Annotated in this window: 14 protein-coding genes; 10 read left to right on the forward strand and 4 right to left on the reverse strand. The window is 61.9% G+C overall.

The window, feature by feature from the left end; all coding sequences use genetic code 11:
- Positions 1–17: 17 nt before the first annotated feature.
- Both HX812_RS13200 and cueR read left to right on the forward strand, forming a co-directional pair.
- The gene (locus tag HX812_RS13200; RefSeq protein ID WP_038845811.1) at positions 18–2,219 is read left to right on the forward strand and encodes a cation-translocating P-type ATPase; all 2,202 of its coding nucleotides are present in this window, start codon (positions 18–20) and stop codon (positions 2,217–2,219) included.
- The gene (gene cueR, locus HX812_RS13205; protein WP_038845809.1) at positions 2,216–2,617 is read left to right on the forward strand and encodes a Cu(I)-responsive transcriptional regulator; all 402 of its coding nucleotides are present in this window, start codon (positions 2,216–2,218) and stop codon (positions 2,615–2,617) included. Before HX812_RS13200 ends, cueR begins: the two co-directional genes overlap by 4 nt.
- A gap of 146 nt (positions 2,618–2,763) precedes the next feature.
- Here cueR and HX812_RS13210 read toward each other — a convergent pair whose 3' ends face one another.
- Positions 2,764–3,663, reverse strand: a complete 900-nt coding sequence (locus HX812_RS13210) for a PA4780 family RIO1-like protein kinase (RefSeq protein ID WP_016977033.1) — start codon at positions 3,661–3,663, stop codon at positions 2,764–2,766.
- Positions 3,664–3,787: 124 nt separating this feature from the next.
- Complete coding sequence (locus tag HX812_RS13215) at positions 3,788–5,065, reverse strand: acetyl-CoA C-acetyltransferase (protein ID WP_038843736.1); 1,278 nt, start codon at positions 5,063–5,065, stop codon at positions 3,788–3,790.
- A 113-nt stretch (positions 5,066–5,178) separates the two neighbouring features.
- Between HX812_RS13215 and HX812_RS13220 the strand changes: the two genes are divergently transcribed.
- From HX812_RS13220 to HX812_RS13235, 4 genes are all read left to right on the forward strand, one after another.
- Entirely contained in the window at positions 5,179–6,522 is a 1,344-nt protein-coding gene (locus HX812_RS13220) for a 3-oxoacyl-ACP reductase (protein WP_038843737.1), read from the forward strand.
- A 2-nt stretch (positions 6,523–6,524) separates the two neighbouring features.
- Complete coding sequence (locus tag HX812_RS13225; protein WP_038843738.1) at positions 6,525–7,373, forward strand: MaoC family dehydratase; 849 nt, start codon at positions 6,525–6,527, stop codon at positions 7,371–7,373.
- A 301-nt stretch (positions 7,374–7,674) separates the two neighbouring features.
- Complete coding sequence (locus HX812_RS13230; RefSeq protein ID WP_038843740.1) at positions 7,675–9,210, forward strand: collagen-like triple helix repeat-containing protein; 1,536 nt, start codon at positions 7,675–7,677, stop codon at positions 9,208–9,210.
- Positions 9,211–9,396: 186 nt separating this feature from the next.
- Complete coding sequence (locus HX812_RS13235) at positions 9,397–11,079, forward strand: ShlB/FhaC/HecB family hemolysin secretion/activation protein (protein ID WP_038843742.1); 1,683 nt, start codon at positions 9,397–9,399, stop codon at positions 11,077–11,079.
- Positions 11,080–11,121: 42 nt separating this feature from the next.
- On the opposite strand, the gene HX812_RS13240 is transcribed toward HX812_RS13235, so the two are convergent.
- A complete protein-coding gene (locus tag HX812_RS13240; RefSeq protein ID WP_038843744.1) occupies positions 11,122–11,514 on the reverse strand; it encodes a response regulator in 393 nt (130 codons plus the stop codon).
- Positions 11,515–11,561: 47 nt separating this feature from the next.
- The gene (locus tag HX812_RS13245; RefSeq protein WP_038843746.1) at positions 11,562–11,759 is read right to left on the reverse strand and encodes a Flp family type IVb pilin; all 198 of its coding nucleotides are present in this window, start codon (positions 11,757–11,759) and stop codon (positions 11,562–11,564) included.
- A 330-nt stretch (positions 11,760–12,089) separates the two neighbouring features.
- Here HX812_RS13245 and cpaB point away from each other — a divergent pair, with 330 nt between their 5' ends.
- Genes cpaB through HX812_RS13265 form a run of 4 tightly spaced genes read left to right on the forward strand, consistent with a single transcriptional unit; the run spans position 12,090 to position 16,729 of the window.
- On the forward strand, positions 12,090–13,034 hold the full coding sequence (cpaB, locus tag HX812_RS13250; protein WP_038843748.1) for a Flp pilus assembly protein CpaB: 945 nt from the start codon (positions 12,090–12,092) through the stop codon (positions 13,032–13,034).
- A gap of 19 nt (positions 13,035–13,053) precedes the next feature.
- A complete protein-coding gene (locus HX812_RS13255) occupies positions 13,054–14,271 on the forward strand; it encodes a type II and III secretion system protein family protein (protein ID WP_038843750.1) in 1,218 nt (405 codons plus the stop codon).
- Entirely contained in the window at positions 14,268–15,461 is a 1,194-nt protein-coding gene (locus HX812_RS13260) for a pilus assembly protein (protein WP_038843752.1), read from the forward strand. Before HX812_RS13255 ends, HX812_RS13260 begins: the two co-directional genes overlap by 4 nt.
- Positions 15,458–16,729: a CpaF family protein gene (locus HX812_RS13265; protein WP_016977022.1), complete on the forward strand. Its 1,272-nt coding sequence runs from the start codon at positions 15,458–15,460 to the stop codon at positions 16,727–16,729. The genes HX812_RS13260 and HX812_RS13265 overlap by 4 nt, the downstream gene beginning before the upstream one ends.
- The last annotated feature ends 1 nt before the right edge of the window (position 16,730 follow it).

Here is a 16,730-nt window from a genome sequence, read left to right on the forward strand (position 1 = left end):
TCTTGGAGGACTGCCCCATGAATGGATCCACCACCTTTGACCTGCCCATCAGCGGCATGACCTGCGCCAGCTGTGCCGGCCGGGTCGAGCGTGCGCTGGGCAAGGTGCCGGGGGTGCAACGCGTCAGCGTCAACCTGGCCAATGAGCGCGCCCATATCGAAGTACTCGGCCAGATGGACCCCGGCGTGTTGATCGCCGCCGTCGACAAAGCCGGCTACACCGCCACCCTGCCCCAGAGCGAAACCGCCACCGACGCCAATCAAACCCAGCGCCTGCACCGCGAGCGTTGGTCGCTGCTGCTGGCGATCCTGCTGGCTTTGCCATTGGTGCTGCCGATGCTGGTGGAACCCTTCGGCCTGCACTGGATGCTGCCCGCCTGGGCGCAGTTCGCGCTGGCCACCCCGGTACAATTCATCTTTGGCGCGCGCTTTTACATCGCCGCCTGGAAAGCCGTGCGTGCCGGTGCCGGCAATATGGACCTGCTGGTGGCGATCGGCACCAGCGCCGGTTACGGCCTGAGTATTTATGAATGGCTCACCGCGCATCCTGGCATGGCGCCGCACCTGTACTTCGAAGCCTCTGCGGTGGTGATCGCCCTGGTACTGCTGGGCAAATACCTGGAGAGCCGCGCCAAGCGCCAGACCGCCAGCGCTATCCGCGCCCTGGAAGCCTTGCGTCCGGAGCGGGCGATTCGGGTGATTGAAGGCCGTGAAGAAGATGTCGCCATCAATGCCCTGAAACTCAATGACTTGGTGCTGGTAAAACCCGGTGAACGCTTCCCGGTGGACGGTGAAGTCGTCGAGGGCCAAAGCCATGCCGACGAAGCCCTGATCAGTGGCGAGAGCCTGCCCGTACCGAAACAACCCGGCGATCAGGTTACCGGTGGCGCCATCAATGGCGAAGGTCGCCTGCTGGTGCGCACCCTGGCCCTCGGCGCCGAAAGCGTGCTGGCGCGGATCATCCGTCTGGTGGAAGACGCCCAGGCCGCCAAGGCACCGATCCAGAAACTGGTGGATAAAGTCAGCCAGGTATTCGTTCCGGCCGTGCTGGTGCTGGCGTTGATGACTGTGGTGGGTTGGTGGCTGTATGGCGCGCCCTTGGAAACGGCAATCATCAATGCCGTCGCCGTGTTGGTGATCGCCTGCCCTTGCGCCCTGGGCCTGGCGACGCCAACCGCCATCATGGCCGGTACAGGCGTTGCCGCTCGCCACGGCATTTTGATCAAGGACGCAGAAGCCCTGGAACGCGCCCATGAAGTGAGCGCGGTGGTTTTCGACAAGACCGGTACCCTCACCTCCGGCGCGCCAAAAATTGCGCACCTGGCGGCCGTGGATGGCAATGAGGCCTTGCTGCTGCAGCAAGCCGGCGCGTTGCAACGGGGCAGTGAACACCCGCTGGCCAAAGCCGTGCTGGATGCCTGTGATGAAAAAGGGCTGAAGGTGGCTGATGTAACGGCCAGCCAATCCCTGACCGGACGCGGCATCGCCGGCACGCTGGACGGCCGGCAACTGGCCCTGGGCAACCGTCGCCTGCTGGAAGAAAGCGGCTTGAACGCGGGCGGGTTGGCCGAATCAGCCAAGGCTTGGGAGGCAGAAGGCCGCACCTTGTCCTGGCTGATCGAGCAAGGCTCACAACCCCGTATGCTGGGACTGTTCGCCTTTGGCGACACGCTCAAAACCGGCGCGTTGGAAGCGGTGGAGCAACTCAGGGCCCAGCACATCAGCAGCCATTTGCTCACCGGTGACAATCGCGGCAGCGCCCGCGTGGTCGCCGAGGCGTTGGGTATCGACGACGTGCACGCCGAAGTATTGCCCGCCGACAAAGCCGCCACCGTCGCCGAGTTGAAAAAAACCGGCGTGGTGGCCATGGTCGGTGACGGCATCAACGACGCCCCGGCCCTGGCCGCCGCCGATATCGGCATCGCCATGGGCGGCGGCACCGACGTGGCCATGCACGCCGCCGGTATCACCCTGATGCGCGGCGATCCGCGCCTGGTGCCAGCCGCGCTGGAAATCAGCCGCAAGACCTACGCCAAGATCCGCCAGAACCTGTTCTGGGCCTTTGTGTATAACTTGATCGGCATTCCCCTGGCGGCATTCGGCCTGCTCAACCCGGTGTTGGCCGGTGCGGCGATGGCCTTGTCCAGCGTCAGCGTGGTGAGTAATGCGTTACTGTTGAAGACGTGGAAGCCCAAGAACCTGGAGGATCAGCGCCCATGAACATCGGCCAAGCCGCACGCCAGAGCGGGTTGAGTGCCAAGATGATTCGCTACTACGAATCCATCGGCCTGCTCAAAGCCGCGCATCGCACCGACAGTGGCTATCGCGTATACGGCCAGGATGACTTGCACACCCTGGCGTTTATCAAACGCTCGCGGGACTTGGGGTTTTCATTGGAAGAGGTCGGCAGGTTGCTGACCCTGTGGCAGGACCGGCAACGGGCCAGCGCCGACGTAAAAGCCTTGGCGCGCCAGCATATCGATGAACTGAACCAGAAGATTCTGGAACTGGGGCAACTGCGCGATACCTTGCAGGACCTGGTGGAACACTGCCAGGGCGATCATCGGCCGGATTGTCCGATTCTCAAGGAGTTGGCGTCCGGTAGCTGTTGCGCCTGAAGGAGTCTATCTGAATACATACAAACCAAATGTGGGAGCGGGCTTGCTCGCGAATGCGGGGTGAGAGTCGATACATTTGCTGACTGATCCACCGCATTCGCGAGCAAGCCCGCTCCCACATTTTTAGATCTCCATGTATCTGGAGATCATTGCATCCAAGGCGGTGGCGGTGGCTCGTCCGGCACCTTGCTCGGTGGCGCATCATCCGCCGCCCGAATCGCCTGGCGACGCTCCTCGTCCAACCGCGCCGCTTCGATCTCGCGGATCACGCCGCCGACATCCGCCAGTTCTTCCGGTTCGTCAAACTCACCGGTCAAGACACTGGCCGGGTGCAGGGTGCCGGCTTCGTACAGCGCCCACATTTCCTTGGCGTACTTGGTCTTCTTCAGCTCCGGGGCAAAGCGCCCGAAGTAGGACGCCATGTTGCCCACATCGCGCTCCAGCATGCTGAAGGCGTGGTTGTTGCCCGCCGCATCCACCGCCTGGGGCAGGTCGATGATCACCGGGCCGGTCGGCGTGAGCAGCACGTTGAACTCGGACAGGTCACCGTGCACCAGGCCGGTACACAGCATCAACACAATCTGGGAAATCAGGAAGGCGTGGTATTCGCGCGCCTGGTCCGGCTCCAGCGTTACGTCGTTCAGACGCGGCGCCGCATCGCCGTACTCGTCGGCCACCAGTTCCATCAGCAGCACGCCTTCGAGGAAGTCGAACGGCTGGGGCACGCGAACGCCCGCACCGGCCAGGCGGAACAGCGCCGCCACTTCGGCGTTCTGCCAGGCATCTTCGGTTTCTTTCTTGCCGAACTTGGAGCCCTTGGCCATGGCCCGGGCCTGCCGGCTGTTACGGACCTTACGGCCTTCCTGGTATTCGGATGCCTGACGAAAACTTCGTTTGTTCGCCTCCTTGTAAACCTTGGCGCAACGCAATTCGTTGCCGCAGCGCACCACATAAACAGCTGCTTCTTTACCACTCATGAGTGGGCGCAGCACTTCGTCGACCAGACCGTCTTCGATCAGGGGTTCAATGCGTTTAGGAGTCTTCATCAGCTTTTATTGTGGGTCCTTTATTACCAAATACGCGTATGGCACTCGTTATACGGCAATCAGCGCGTCGGTGGGAGGGGCTACCGACCGTTGATCACTTAAGAATGCAACCCATAGGCCAGTTTCAGCGTTCAATGATCGCCGTAACGCCCTGCCCGCCTGCCGCACAGATGGATATCAGCCCGCGGCCCCTGCCCGCCGCATCCAATAACTTGGCCAGATTGGCGACGATACGTCCACCCGTGGCGGCAAACGGGTGCCCGGCGGCCAGGGAGCTGCCCTTTACATTGAGCCGGCTGCGGTCGATGGTGCCCAGGGGGGCGTCAAGTCCCAGGCGCGTCTTGCAGTAGTCCGCGTCTTCCCAGGCCTTGAGCGTGCACAACACTTGAGCAGCGAACGCTTCGTGGATCTCGTAGTAATCGAAGTCCTGCAGCGTCAGACCATTCCTCGCCAGCATGCGCGGCACCGCATACACCGGCGCCATCAGCAGGCCTTCGGCACCGTTGACGAAATCCACGGCCGCCGCTTCGCCATCACGCAAGTACGCGAGGATCGGCAAACCGCGCTCTTTAGCCCAGGCTTCACTGCCCAAGAGCACCAGCGAGGCGCCATCGGTAAGCGGCGTGGAGTTGCCGGCGGTGAGCGTGCCTTTTTCGCTGCGTTCGAAGGCGGGCTTGAGAGTCGCGAGTTTTTCCAGGGTCAGGTCGGGGCGCAGGTTGTTGTCGCGGGTCAGGCCCAGAAACGGGGTGAGCAAATCGTTGTGCCAGCCTTCGGCGTAGGCGGCGGCCATTTTCTGGTGGCTTTCCAGGGCGAGTTGGTCCTGCTCGGCGCGGGGGATCTGCCAGGTCTGCGCCATCAATTCGCAGTGCTGGCCCATGGACAGACCGGTGCGGGGTTCGCCATTGCGTGGCAGTTCCGGCTTGAGGTGATGAGGACGAAGTTGTAACAGGACTTTTAATTTATCCGTCATGGATTTGCTGCGGTTGGCTTGTAGGAGGATCTTGCGCAGGCCCTCATTCACCCCGATGGGCGCATCGGACGTGGTGTCCACCCCGCCGGCAATCCCGCACTCAATCTGGCCCAGGGCGATCTTGTTGGCCACCAGCAACGCCGCTTCCAGACCGGTGCCGCAGGCCTGCTGAATATCATAGGCCGGGGTTTGCGGCGACAGCCGCGAACCGAGCACGCACTCGCGGGTCAGGTTGAAGTCGCGCGAATGCTTGAGCACCGCGCCAGCGGCCACCTCGCCCATGCGCAGGCCGTGCAGGTTGTAGCGTTCGATCAAGCCTTCCAGGGCAGCGGTCAGCATCGCCTGGTTGCTCGCCGTGGCGTAAGGGCCATTGGAGCGGGCAAACGGAATGCGGTTACCGCCGATGATCGCCACACGGCGCAATTGAGTCATGGAAAGCTCCCTGATAGTTGTGGGTGTAATCATCAAGCCTAGCCTAGGCTGATCGAACGACTGCCACCCAGGGGTGGTCAACCCTTTGAACCCCAGCCTTCGGAGAGCGTTCCATGTCTGACCGTTATATCGACTTCGCCAACTCAGGCCTCGGCCATCGCCTGGTCGCCGCCCTTGGCCTGCCGTCACCGGTACGCCTGGAACGCTGGCAAGCCGGGCGCCTGCGTCCGGTGGAAGGTGCTTTGCTGCTGGGCGGCGGCGCGCTAACGAGCAACGTACAGGCGTTTGCCCACAAACTTACCGACGCAATTTATACCTACGGCACCGAGACATCGACGTGGATCCCCGGCCACGGTCCCAAGCTCAAGGCCGTGGTGTTCGACGCCAGCGAGTTGCAACACACCGATCAACTCAAACAGCTGCGCGAATTCTTCCAGCCGCTGCTGAAAAACCTGGATAACAGCGCGCACCTGGTGATCCTTGGCCGCGCGCCAGAAAGCCTCAGCGATCCCTTCGCCGCCAGTGCCCAGCGCGCCCTGGAAGGCTTCAGCCGTTCGCTGGCCAAGGAGCTGCGCAACGGCGGCGTCTTGCAATTGCTCTATGTGGGTGACGGTGCCGAGGACCAATTGGAAGGTGCGTTGCGCTTTTTCCTCTCGCCCAAAAGCGCGTATATCTCCGGCCAAGTCATTCGCCTGGAAGCGTGCGCCACCCCCGTCGAGGATTGGACACGGCCCCTGGCCGGGCGCAAGGCGCTGGTCACCGGTGCTGCCCGAGGCATCGGTGCCTCCATCGCCGAAACCCTGGCCCGCGACGGCGCCGAGGTGATTCTGCTCGACGTGCCCCAAGCCAAGGCCGACCTCGAAGCCCTGGCGGCGCGCCTGGGAGCACGCACGGTCGCGCTGGATATCTGCGCTGAAGACGCCGCCAGCCAATTGATCGAACACCTGCCCGATGGCCTCGACATTCTGGTGCACAACGCCGGCATCACCCGTGACAAAACCCTGGCCAACATGACCCCGGAATATTGGGATGCGGTGCTGGCGGTCAACCTCAATGCGCCACAGGTGCTGACCAAGGCATTGCTCGACAGCGGCACCCTGCGTGACAACGCCCGCGTGGTGTTGCTGGCCTCCATCAGCGGCATCGCTGGTAACCGTGGGCAGACCAACTATGCCGCGAGCAAGGCCGGGCTGATCGGCCTCGCACAAGCGTGGGCACCGCAGCTCAAGGAGCGCGGCATCAGTATCAACGCCGTAGCGCCCGGATTTATCGAAACCCAGATGACTGCGCATATTCCGTTTGCCTTGCGTGAGGCCGGGCGTCGCATGAGTTCGCTGGGCCAGGGCGGCCTGCCGCAGGATGTCGCCGAAGCAGTGGCGTGGCTGGGTCAACCGGGTTCCGGTGCGGTCAGCGGGCAAGCGCTGCGGGTGTGTGGGCAAAGCCTCTTGGGAGCATAAACATGCAATGGACGACGCTAGGCACTACGCCATTCCTGCCGCCGCTGTATTGGCGCGCGGCGCTCAAGCGCAAGATCACCGGCAACACGCTGCCCGAGTTGGGGTTGCGCTGCCGGGTGAGCGTCAATCCCACGCAAGTGGCTGCGTATCGCAAGGTCTGTGGTTTTGCGCAGAGCCCGATACTGCCAGCGACTTATCCCCATGTCCTGGCGTTCGGGTTGCAAATGCAGCTACTCACCGACAACCGTTTTCCCTTTCCCCTGCTGGGGTTGATTCACCTGAGTAACCGCATCCACATTCATCGCCCGCTCGGGGGGGTGAGTGAGCTGTCCGTCGCTGTCCACACGCAGAACCTCAGGCCCCATCCCAAAGGCGCAACCTTCGATCTGATCACCACCGTCGAAGATTCACTCGGCCTGCTGTGGGAAGCCGAAAGCCGCATGCTGTGCCGGGGTGTAAAGCTGGAAGGCGAACCAGAAGATGACGCCCAACCCTCCCCCACCCAGGTCAGCGAACTGACCCGCTGGAAAGCCCCCGCCGATATCGGCCGCCGCTATGCGCGCGTCTCCGGCGATTACAACCCGATCCACCTCAGCGCCCTGACCGCCAAGCTGTTCGGTTTCCCACAGGCCATCGCCCACGGGCTGTGGAACAAGGCACACACGCTCGCCGCCCTTGGCGAACACTTGCCCACCGCCAATATCGAGATCAGCGTCGAATTCAAAAAACCCGTGCGCCTGCCCGGTGAAGTGACGTTATTGGCCAGCGCCGCCGGTTCCAGCGGTGAGTTGTGGTTGAAAGGCGCGGGCGATATTGAACACATGGTAGGCAAGTGGCAGCCGATCGCCTGAAATAAACTGATTAATTGTATATATACACCCTTAGTAATAGCGGACTTTTCAAGGTCCGCTTTTTTATTCAACGTTTTGATTTATATAATATTTACATCCAGATACATCTCACTCTTACACCCTTGGTATTAGTCGCTAAGCGCAGATTAAACGCCAGTATATAAATCGTTAATACCAAGTTGAGCATTGAGAGATCGCACCGCCGGGGCTGTTATAGCCATACGGACAAACACATCGCTACCCCGAGAAGTAGTGAGTGTTTGAAGACAACCAAGGTTGTACAGGTGCAAGGAACTCAATCATGAAAACTCAAGTCGTGTTTTGGAAAGCAAGTACCGCGCTGGCCCTGGCAGTAGCACTGGCACTCGGCGGCTGCAGCAGCGGTGGTGGTGGACATCACAGTGGTGGTTCCTCCGATGCTGGCGCTGGCGCGGGTGGCGGTACAGGTGGCGGCGGTACCGGTGGGGGCACAGACCCTGGCACCGATCCAGGCACCAACCCCGGCGGCGGCACGACGCCATTAGTCACCGCGACTGTCGTCGACACCGTCGGTAATACCGTGACCGGCCTCGGCGGCACCGTCAGCAGCCTGGGCACCACCCTGGGCAGTTTGCCGATCGTGGGTGCGACCGCTGGCGGCCTGGTGACCGCTACCGGCACCGCCGTCGGCAGCATCGGCACCGGCCTTTCAGACGGCCTGGGTTCGCTGGGCACTGACAGCAACGCACTGGGCAAAACCGTTGCTGGCGTGGCCAACGGCGTTTCCGACCTGGGCGATGGCGTGACCGTCACCGGTACTAACGTGGCCACCCTGCTGGGCAACGTGCCTGTGGTCGGCGGCGCCGCACCGGCAGTCGGCAACGTGGTGGGCAAGGTCGGCAATGCCGTGACCATGCTCGGCGACACCCTCAGCACCGCCAGCACCACCGGCCCACTGGGTTCGGTGACCAACACCGTAGGCGCAAAAGTCTTGGTGCCGGTGGTTTCCCTGGTGGAAAACACCACCGGCAAAGTCGGCACCGCCACAGGCCTCGATGCGCCTGTGGGTGGTCTGCTACAGAAAGTCGGCGAGACCGTCGACGGCCTCGGCGATAAAGTCGCTGGCGCAGGCGGCACCGGCAACCCTGTGACCGGCGCCGTGGGCGACGTGCTCAATGGTGTCGGCACCGTGGTCGGCAAGGCCAGTGGTTATGTCGACCCGGATGCAGGTAGCAATGGTGGCGGCAGCGGCGGTGGTACCGGCGGCGGCACCAACCCGCTGGGCCTGCCTGAACTCATCGGCGGCATCATCGCGGGCGCCGGCAGCGGCCTGGATGCGGGCAGCACCAATGGCGTGGTCAGTGCGACCGGCGTGACCGGCGTCAAAGCCGGCACCACCGTGGCCTCGCTGGGCACTCTCCTGGGTGGCAGCGGCACACCGAACACCGCGGCAGGCGCACCGGTAGCCGGGCTGACCGGCCCGATCGGCAACGCACTCAACCCCGTCACCAGCGGCGTGCAGAGCCTGACCCAAAACGTCGGCAATGCCACCGGCCTGGGTGGCCCGGTCAACGGCCTGGTCACGAATGTCGGCGGTGCCGTCAGCAACCTGGGCGGCACAATCAGCGGCACCAACGCCAACCCGGTCACCAATGCCCTGGGTGGCACCGTGACCGCAGTGGGTGGCACCGTGGCGTCCATTGGCGGCCTGGTCACCGGTGGCACCAATACCGGCGGCGGCTTGCTGGGTGGTGGCCTCAATGTGGGTGCCGGCGCCTCGGCGGGCGGCGGGGCAGGCGCCAGTGCAAATGGTGGTGTCCTGGGCGGGCTGTTGGGTGGCCTGACCGGCAAAAAATAGAATTGCACCTGGCCGATTAGACGGCCTCACCTACAGCGCCTACGCTTGGTTGAGACGAGAGACCCACTAAGTCTCTCGTCTTTTTTTATGGGTCAGTGATCGATCCCGGAAAGTCCCCGAACCGCGCCCCCAGAGCCCGGCGGGAATCTGCGAAACGCTGCAGCAATTTTGACCATGGAGTGTCCTATGCGCGCTTTGACGCCGTTGTTGTTGCTCACCCTCAGTGCTTACGTCCACGCCGACACCCTACCCAGCTTCCTCAACAGCAACGACACCATCCGCAACCTGCCCGTGCCCAACCTGCCTGCCGATGCCTACCGTCCGGCCGCCACGCCCACCCAGGTGCCAGTGCCCGCCGCGACCGCCGGGCAACCGCTGCTGATGGACACCAAAGTGACCATCCGCAAACTGCAGATTGACGGCGGCACGGTGTACCCGCTCAAGGAAGTCGCCCAGGTTTTCGAGCCGCTGATTGGCCATGAAACCAACCTGGCGCAACTGATCGAAGCCACCCGCAGCATTACCCGCCGCTACCAAGAGGACGGTTACCTGCTGTCCTACGCCTACCTGCCGGAGCAACGCTTCGAAGGCGGCTTGGTACAAGTGGTGTTGGTGGAGGGTTATATCCGCGATTACCAAGTGCAAGGCGACACCGGTTCGGTCTCGTCCTACATCGACAAGCTGGCGGAAAAACTCAAGGCTGAGCGCCCGCTCACACGCAAAACCTTCGAACGCTACACCACGTTGATGAGCGCCATCCCTGGCCTCACCGTGCAAGCCCTGGTGCCGCCACCCAACACCACCGATGGCGGCGCGCATATGCAGGTCACTGCCAGCCGCAAACCCTTTACCACCAGCATGAGCCTCAATGAAGCCAACCGCGGCGGCACCCAAGCGCTGCTGACCGCCACCAGTAACTCGTGGACGTCCATGGGCGAACAACTGAGCGTCAGCGGCCTGTTCCCACCGGGCGAAGACAAAGAGCATTACTACCGCGCAAGCTACAGCCAATTCATCAACGCCGAGGGCACCCAACTTGCGCTCTCGGGCGAACGCTACCGCGCCGACCCCAAGACCGGCGTGCAATTGGGTGACGGCCTCGAACTCAAGCCACACCAGGAAATCGACCGTTACTCCATTGGTCTGAGTCACCCCTTCATCGCTTCGCCCACTGAGTCGTTGAGCCTGGGCACGCGGCTCTACGCCGTCGACCAGACCAACCGCTACAAACTCGAAGGTTTCCCCCAGCGCTTTGAGCTGGAAACAGACCTGCGCGCCCTGGCATTCGAAGGTGACTGGCGCAAGGCCGACACCACGCAATTGCGCATCATCAGCGGTGGCATCTACCAAGGGATCAATGGCCTGGGCGCCAAGGCCCGCACGGATTTCGGCGGCCTCAAGCAGGACCTCGATTTCTTTCGCTTGCGCCTGTCCGGCGTGCAGAGCAACAAGCTGTTCGATAACTGGCAAGGCGTACTATCTGGCGCGCTCTACTGGAGCAACGATTTCTTGCCCGACAGCGAACGCGCCACCTTCGGCGGGCAAAGCTTCGGCCGCGGCTACCCGGATGACCAGGGCACCGGCGACAAGGGCTGGGGCCTGGCCTACGAGGTCAACTACAGCTACAACCGCGCCGGCGACTGGGTGAGGATCCTGCAACCCTATGTGGTGTTCGACCGTGCCAAGACCTGGTTCAACGACGTGCCGGTCAGAGGCAGCGACCTGTCATCGGCGGCGCTGGGGCTGCGTTTTGGGGACGCCAAGTACTACAACATCGCGTTGGAAGTCGCCAAGCCGATGTCGGACGTGGCATTGGATAGCTACGATCGGCGGCCACGGTATTCGTTGAGTTTCAGCTACCAGCTGTAACGGTGATGAGCGGGCGGTGCGACGATTCGACAAGCCCGCTCACTACACTTTGCGAAGGGGGAAGAGGTTGTTCAACGTATCGATCAACCGCACCAGGTAGATCGGCTTGCGGAACAGATCCAGCACCTGCAAACGCAACATATCGCTCACATCATCCATTTCGGCATGGCCGGACATCACAATCACCGGCAAGTGTGAGCGCGAGGTGTGCTCGCGCAGGCGCTTGATCAAGGAGATGCCGCTTTCCTCGGGCATGCGCAGATCGGTAATCACCAGCGCAATGTCCGGGTGAAGTGTCAATTCTTGCAAGGCGAAGGTGACGGAATTGGCGGTAAAGCAAACAAATCCCTCGTTTTCGAGGGATTCGGCGAGTTCGATAAGAGCGTCCTCTTCGTCGTCCACCAATAGAATTTGCTGGCGTGAAGACGCGCTCATGGCATTACCTTCAAGAGGGAATAATCATAACGGCTACCACAACTAACTCAGGTCCCGGTCGGCATGTTATTAGTCATGTTGGTGAAAATGGTTTTTATCTTGTCTCCAAGCCCCGTGCCTGCACCGACAATAACCAGCGCAACCAACGCTACAACAATCGCGTACTCGATACCTGAAGCACCCTCTTTGCGACCGAGAAATAGTTGGGTTTGGACATACATCTTCAGCATAAGGTCAAGGAACATAAATCTTCTCCCTAAAACGCCACAGGAAGCCGGAAGGCTCTAGTACAAGATGATCTCGGCGTGCCACTAGAGCATTGTCAACAAACCGCGGCCTCACAACTGTAATAACGGATTAATCACAAAGTATTAGTCGTAAAGTTGACGCCACAAACCCGCCATTTAAAAGGTCGCTTTTATAGTTCAGATAAATTTTTCCAGGGGTAATGGCATTTCGTCCTAGCTGAGCTACCTTCAAATAGCCAAATCGTTAGATGTTCATTACAGCCAGGTTGCGGATTAACCCATTCGGATTAAACGGGTGTGCAGTGCAACGGGAAAGGGAGAGCCGTCATGAACAGTCGCATCAGCATGGTCCTGGCTGGCTTGCTGCTGGTCGGGGCATTGATCGCCGGGTACTGGGGGCTCGTTCTGAGCCGCGCACCGGAGCCTGTCGCAGCCCCAGTAGCACCTGTCGTTTCCGTTGATAACACTGTCGCTGCCGTGGAAGACCAGACTCGCCAACCGGTGGTAGTCCTGGTGCATGACGTGCCCGCCTTTATGCCCCTGACCGCCGCCGACCTGGGCGTAGAAAAACTGCGCACCGCGCCCGCCGGCAGCCTGACCCAGCTCGATCAAGCCATCGGCCGCATCCCCATGCGCACTTTGGGCGCAGGCACCTGGCTTACCGAAGAAAGCTTCAGCAACGGTGGCCCGCTCGCACGCATGATTCGCCCGGACGAGCGCGCGCTGGCCGTGGCGGTAGATGAGGTGAGCGGCGCCGCAGGTCAGTTGACGCCCGGCGATTACGTGGATGTGCTGCTGTTCCTGCGCCAGGATGTCAGTAACGCTGAGCAGTCGGCGCAGATCGTGCTGCCAGCCATGCGCCTGCTCAGCGTCGGTGACCAGTTGGGTCTGGCCAATGATGGCAAACCTGCTGTTCCTCCTCCGGTCACGCCTGAGGAACGTGCACAAGCCGCCCAACGCCGAACCGGCGCACGCACCGTGGTGCTGGCTGTGCCGGAACCTCTGTTAAGCCGCCTGATGCTCGCGGCGCAAGCCGGTGTATTGCGCCTGGCCGTACGCAGCGCCGAGGAACAACTGCTCAGCCGTTACTGGGCCGGCGAAAGCGACGCGTCAGAGAGACTGGAAAGCGCCAACCGCGACCTCTACCAATTTACCCAACTGGCCCTGACCGGCCCGCCCAAGCGCGTCGCCCAAGCCACCACCGCTGGGCCTGGCGTACGCCGTGGCATTGAAGTGATTCGCGGCGCCCAGGCGGCGCCACAAACTCCGTGATTGAGCAAGGATGCCTTGAATGAGCCATCGCTACGCACCCCTGTTCACGCAAATGGCCTGGGCTCTGATGCTGTCGAGCCTGCCGGTCGGAATGGCCCTGGCCGCCCCGGGAAATTGCAGTGCCCTGGGCCAGTTGCCCGCCGTGGTCGAGGTGGGAGAAGGTCTGCAACAAGAGCTGCAATCGCCAGTGGCAATCACACGCCTGGCCATCGGCGACCCGAAAATCGCCGATGTGCGGGTCAATGGTGACCGCAACTTCCTGCTGACCGGTGTCTCGTCCGGCGCCACCAGCCTGATGGTCTGGACCGCCTGCGCCAGCGCGCCGCGCCAGAGCATGGTGTTCGTCAAGGGCAAGGCGACGTCGGCGTTGACCAGCTTGTCGCTGTCGCCGTCGGAAGACCCGTTATTGCCCAGCCAGGTGCAGACGGATATCCGCTTTGTGGAGGTCAGCCGTACCAAGCTCAAAGAGGCCAGCACCTCGATCCTCGGCACCGCCAAAAATGCGTTTTTCGGCAGCCCTAACTTGCTGTTCCCCACGCCCACCACCCAGGCCCTGGCGGTCAGCAGCACCAACTTCAATATCGGTTTTGGCGGCGGCCGTGTGTCAGCCATGATCAACGCGCTGGAACGCAGCGGTTTTGCCTATACCTTGGCACGACCCAGCCTGGTGGCCATGAGCGGCCAGAGCGCAACCTTTCTCGCCGGTGGCGAGGTGCCGATCCCAGTGCCCAGCGCCGGCAGCGACACCATCTCGATCGAGTACAAAGAGTTCGGCATTCGCCTGACCCTGACCCCTACCGTCATTGATCGCAATCGCATCACCCTCAAGGTGGCGCCGGAAGTCAGCGAGCTGGACTACAGCAACGCGGTGCAGATCGAAGGCATTCAGGTGCCGGCCCTGACTGTCCGCCGAACCGACACCAGCGTCTCCCTGGCCGATGGCGAAAGCTTTGTGATCAGCGGCCTGATCAGCACCAACAATCGCTCCAGCATCAGTAAGTTTCCGGGGCTGGGCGATATCCCGATCCTCGGCGCTTTTTTTCGCGACTCCACCATCAGCCGCGAAGAAAAAGAATTGCTGATGATCGTTACGCCGCATCTGGTGCAACCGCTGGCGTCCAACGCACAACTGCCCTCCTTGCCGGGCGAAAAACTGCGCAACTATGACCCCAACTGGTACCGGTTGTTCTTCCTGGAAAATGGCAACTTCGACCGTCGTAGTGGACTTTCACAATGAGCGATAGCCTGAGCCAGACCTTTCTCGCCATCACCCGCAACACCACTGACCTGGAGTGGCTGCAGGGCGCCCTGGCGCCACTGGGTCAAGTCGTCAGCGCCGGTACCGGCAGCCTCGACGAACTGCTCGCATTGGTGGACGTGACCTTCGCCAACCTGGTGTTCGTTGGCCTGGACCGCGAAAACGTCGTGGCCCAGAGCGCGCTGATCGAAGGCGCCCTGGAAGCCAAGCCGATGCTCGCCGTGGTCGCCCTGGGCGACGGCATGGACAACCAGCTTGTGCTCAACGCCATGCGGGCCGGCGCCCGCGACTTCGTGGCCTACGGCTCGCGCTCCAGTGAAGTGGCGGGGCTGGTGCGACGCTTGAGCAAGCGCCTGCCCACCGTCGCCAACAATGCACAACTGGGCGGTCTGACCGTGCTGTTTGGCACCCAAAGCAATGCCGACGGGGCGATGCTGGCAACCCACCTGGCGCTGGTCGTTCAGAAAAGCGGCCAGCAAACCCTGTTGCTCGACCTCGGCCTGCCACGCAGCGACAGCCTGGCCTTGTTGGGCCTGGAAAGCACGTTCAATTTCGGTGATGCGTTGCGGCATTTGCGTCGCCTCGATACCACCTTGATCAACAGCGCCTTCACCACCGCCCTGGACGGGCTACGCATCCTGGCCTATGCCACCGGTGACGAACCGCTCAAACTCACCAGTGCGGCCGAGTTGTTCATGTTGCTCAGTGCGTTGCGCCAGCACTTCCAGCACATCGTCGTGAACATTACCGGACAACCCGACAGCGAGGCGCTGCGCACCTTTGTCAGCCACTGCGACAAGCTGCTGTGGTGCACCGACCAGAGCGTATTGGACTGCCGCCGCAACCTGGCGATACTCAACCGCTGGCGCGAAAAAGGCATGAAACTCGATCACGCCAAGCTGGTGGTGGACCGCTACATCAAGGCGTGCGCCCCCGACACTGAAGCCCTGGAAAAAAGCTTCGGCCTTGAGTGCATCGCTGTATTGCCCCTGAGCGCCGAACTGCGCCTGAATGTGAAAAACCAGGGCCAGACCCTGTTTGCCCTGGCCCCGCGTGAACCTTTGACCCAAGCCGTGCGCACCTTGGGCGAGCGCCTGGCAAAACGCTCAGAGGGTTTGGCAAAACCGTCTATGCGCTGGTTTGAGCGCTTCCTGGGGTCGGGACGATGAACGGCGAAAAACTGTTTGGCGGCCCAGCCCGCGCCGCGGGTGGCAACAGCGATCACGATGGCCTGAAGCTGGTGCTGCACCGCTACATCATCGACGCCATCGAGGAGTCGGGTAAAAACCTGCTCGAAGGCACGCGCCAGTCCCTGGCGCAATTTGTCATCGACAAGGTCTCCGAATACATCACGCGCATGCGCCTGGCGATCTCGCGTTATGAGATGGAGCGCCTGGCCGAAGAAATCGTCGACGAACTCACCGGTTTCGGCCCGCTGGAAGTGCTGCTGCGTGACCCCTCAGTGACGGAAATCCTGGTCAACGGGCCACATCGGGTGTTTATCGAGCGCGATGGCTTGCTGCACCAAAGTGACCTGCGTTTCATCGACGACCACCACGTGGAGCGCGTGATGCAACGCATCCTTGCGCCGCTGGGTCGACGCCTGGATGAGTCCTCGCCGATGGTGGATGCGCGCTTGCCCGACGGCAGCCGGGTCAACGCGATCATCCCGCCGATTGCCTTGGACGGGCCGTGCCTGTCGATTCGGAAATTCCGCAAGGACATGCTCAAGAGCAGCGACCTTGTGGCCATGCAGACCATTGACCAAAGCATTTTCGAGTTCTTCCAAGAGGCCGTGGGCAAGCGCTGCAATATCCTGATCAGCGGCGGCACCGGCACCGGCAAGACTACGCTGCTGAACATCCTCAGCCAGTTGATCAACCCCCATGAGCGCCTGGTGACCATCGAAGACGTCGCCGAGCTGCAATTGGGCCACCCGCACGTGGTACGCCTGGAAACCCGCCCGCCCAACGCCGAAGGCCATGGTGAAGTGCGCTCCAGCGACTTGATCCGCAATGCCCTGCGGATGCGCCCGGACCGCATCATCCTCGGGGAAATCCGTGGCGTGGAAGTGCTCGACGTGATGACGGCCATGAACACCGGCCACGACGGTTCCATGAGCACCGTGCACGCCAACAATGCCCAGGATGCCCTGCTGCGCCTGGAAACTCTGGTGGGGTTGACCGGTCGTGTGGTCGCGGAAAAAACCCTGCGCCAAATGATCTGCGCCGCGCTGGACGTGATCATCCAACTGACACGCATGCCCGATGGCCGCCGTTGCGTCAGCGAAGTGGTGGAAGTGGTCGGCGTGCGCGAAGACGTGTATGTCACCAACACCCTGTTCCGCCTGGACCGGCGCACCGGCTTCGGTTTCCTGCGTGAAGCGATTAACCCGGCCGGCGACAAACTGCGCCGTGAATCGGCCTTGCAATCCTAGG

The organism is Pseudomonas sp. IPO3749 (genome assembly GCF_013386605.1).
Taxonomy (GTDB): Bacteria; Pseudomonadota; Gammaproteobacteria; order Pseudomonadales; family Pseudomonadaceae; genus Aquipseudomonas; species Aquipseudomonas azotoformans_A.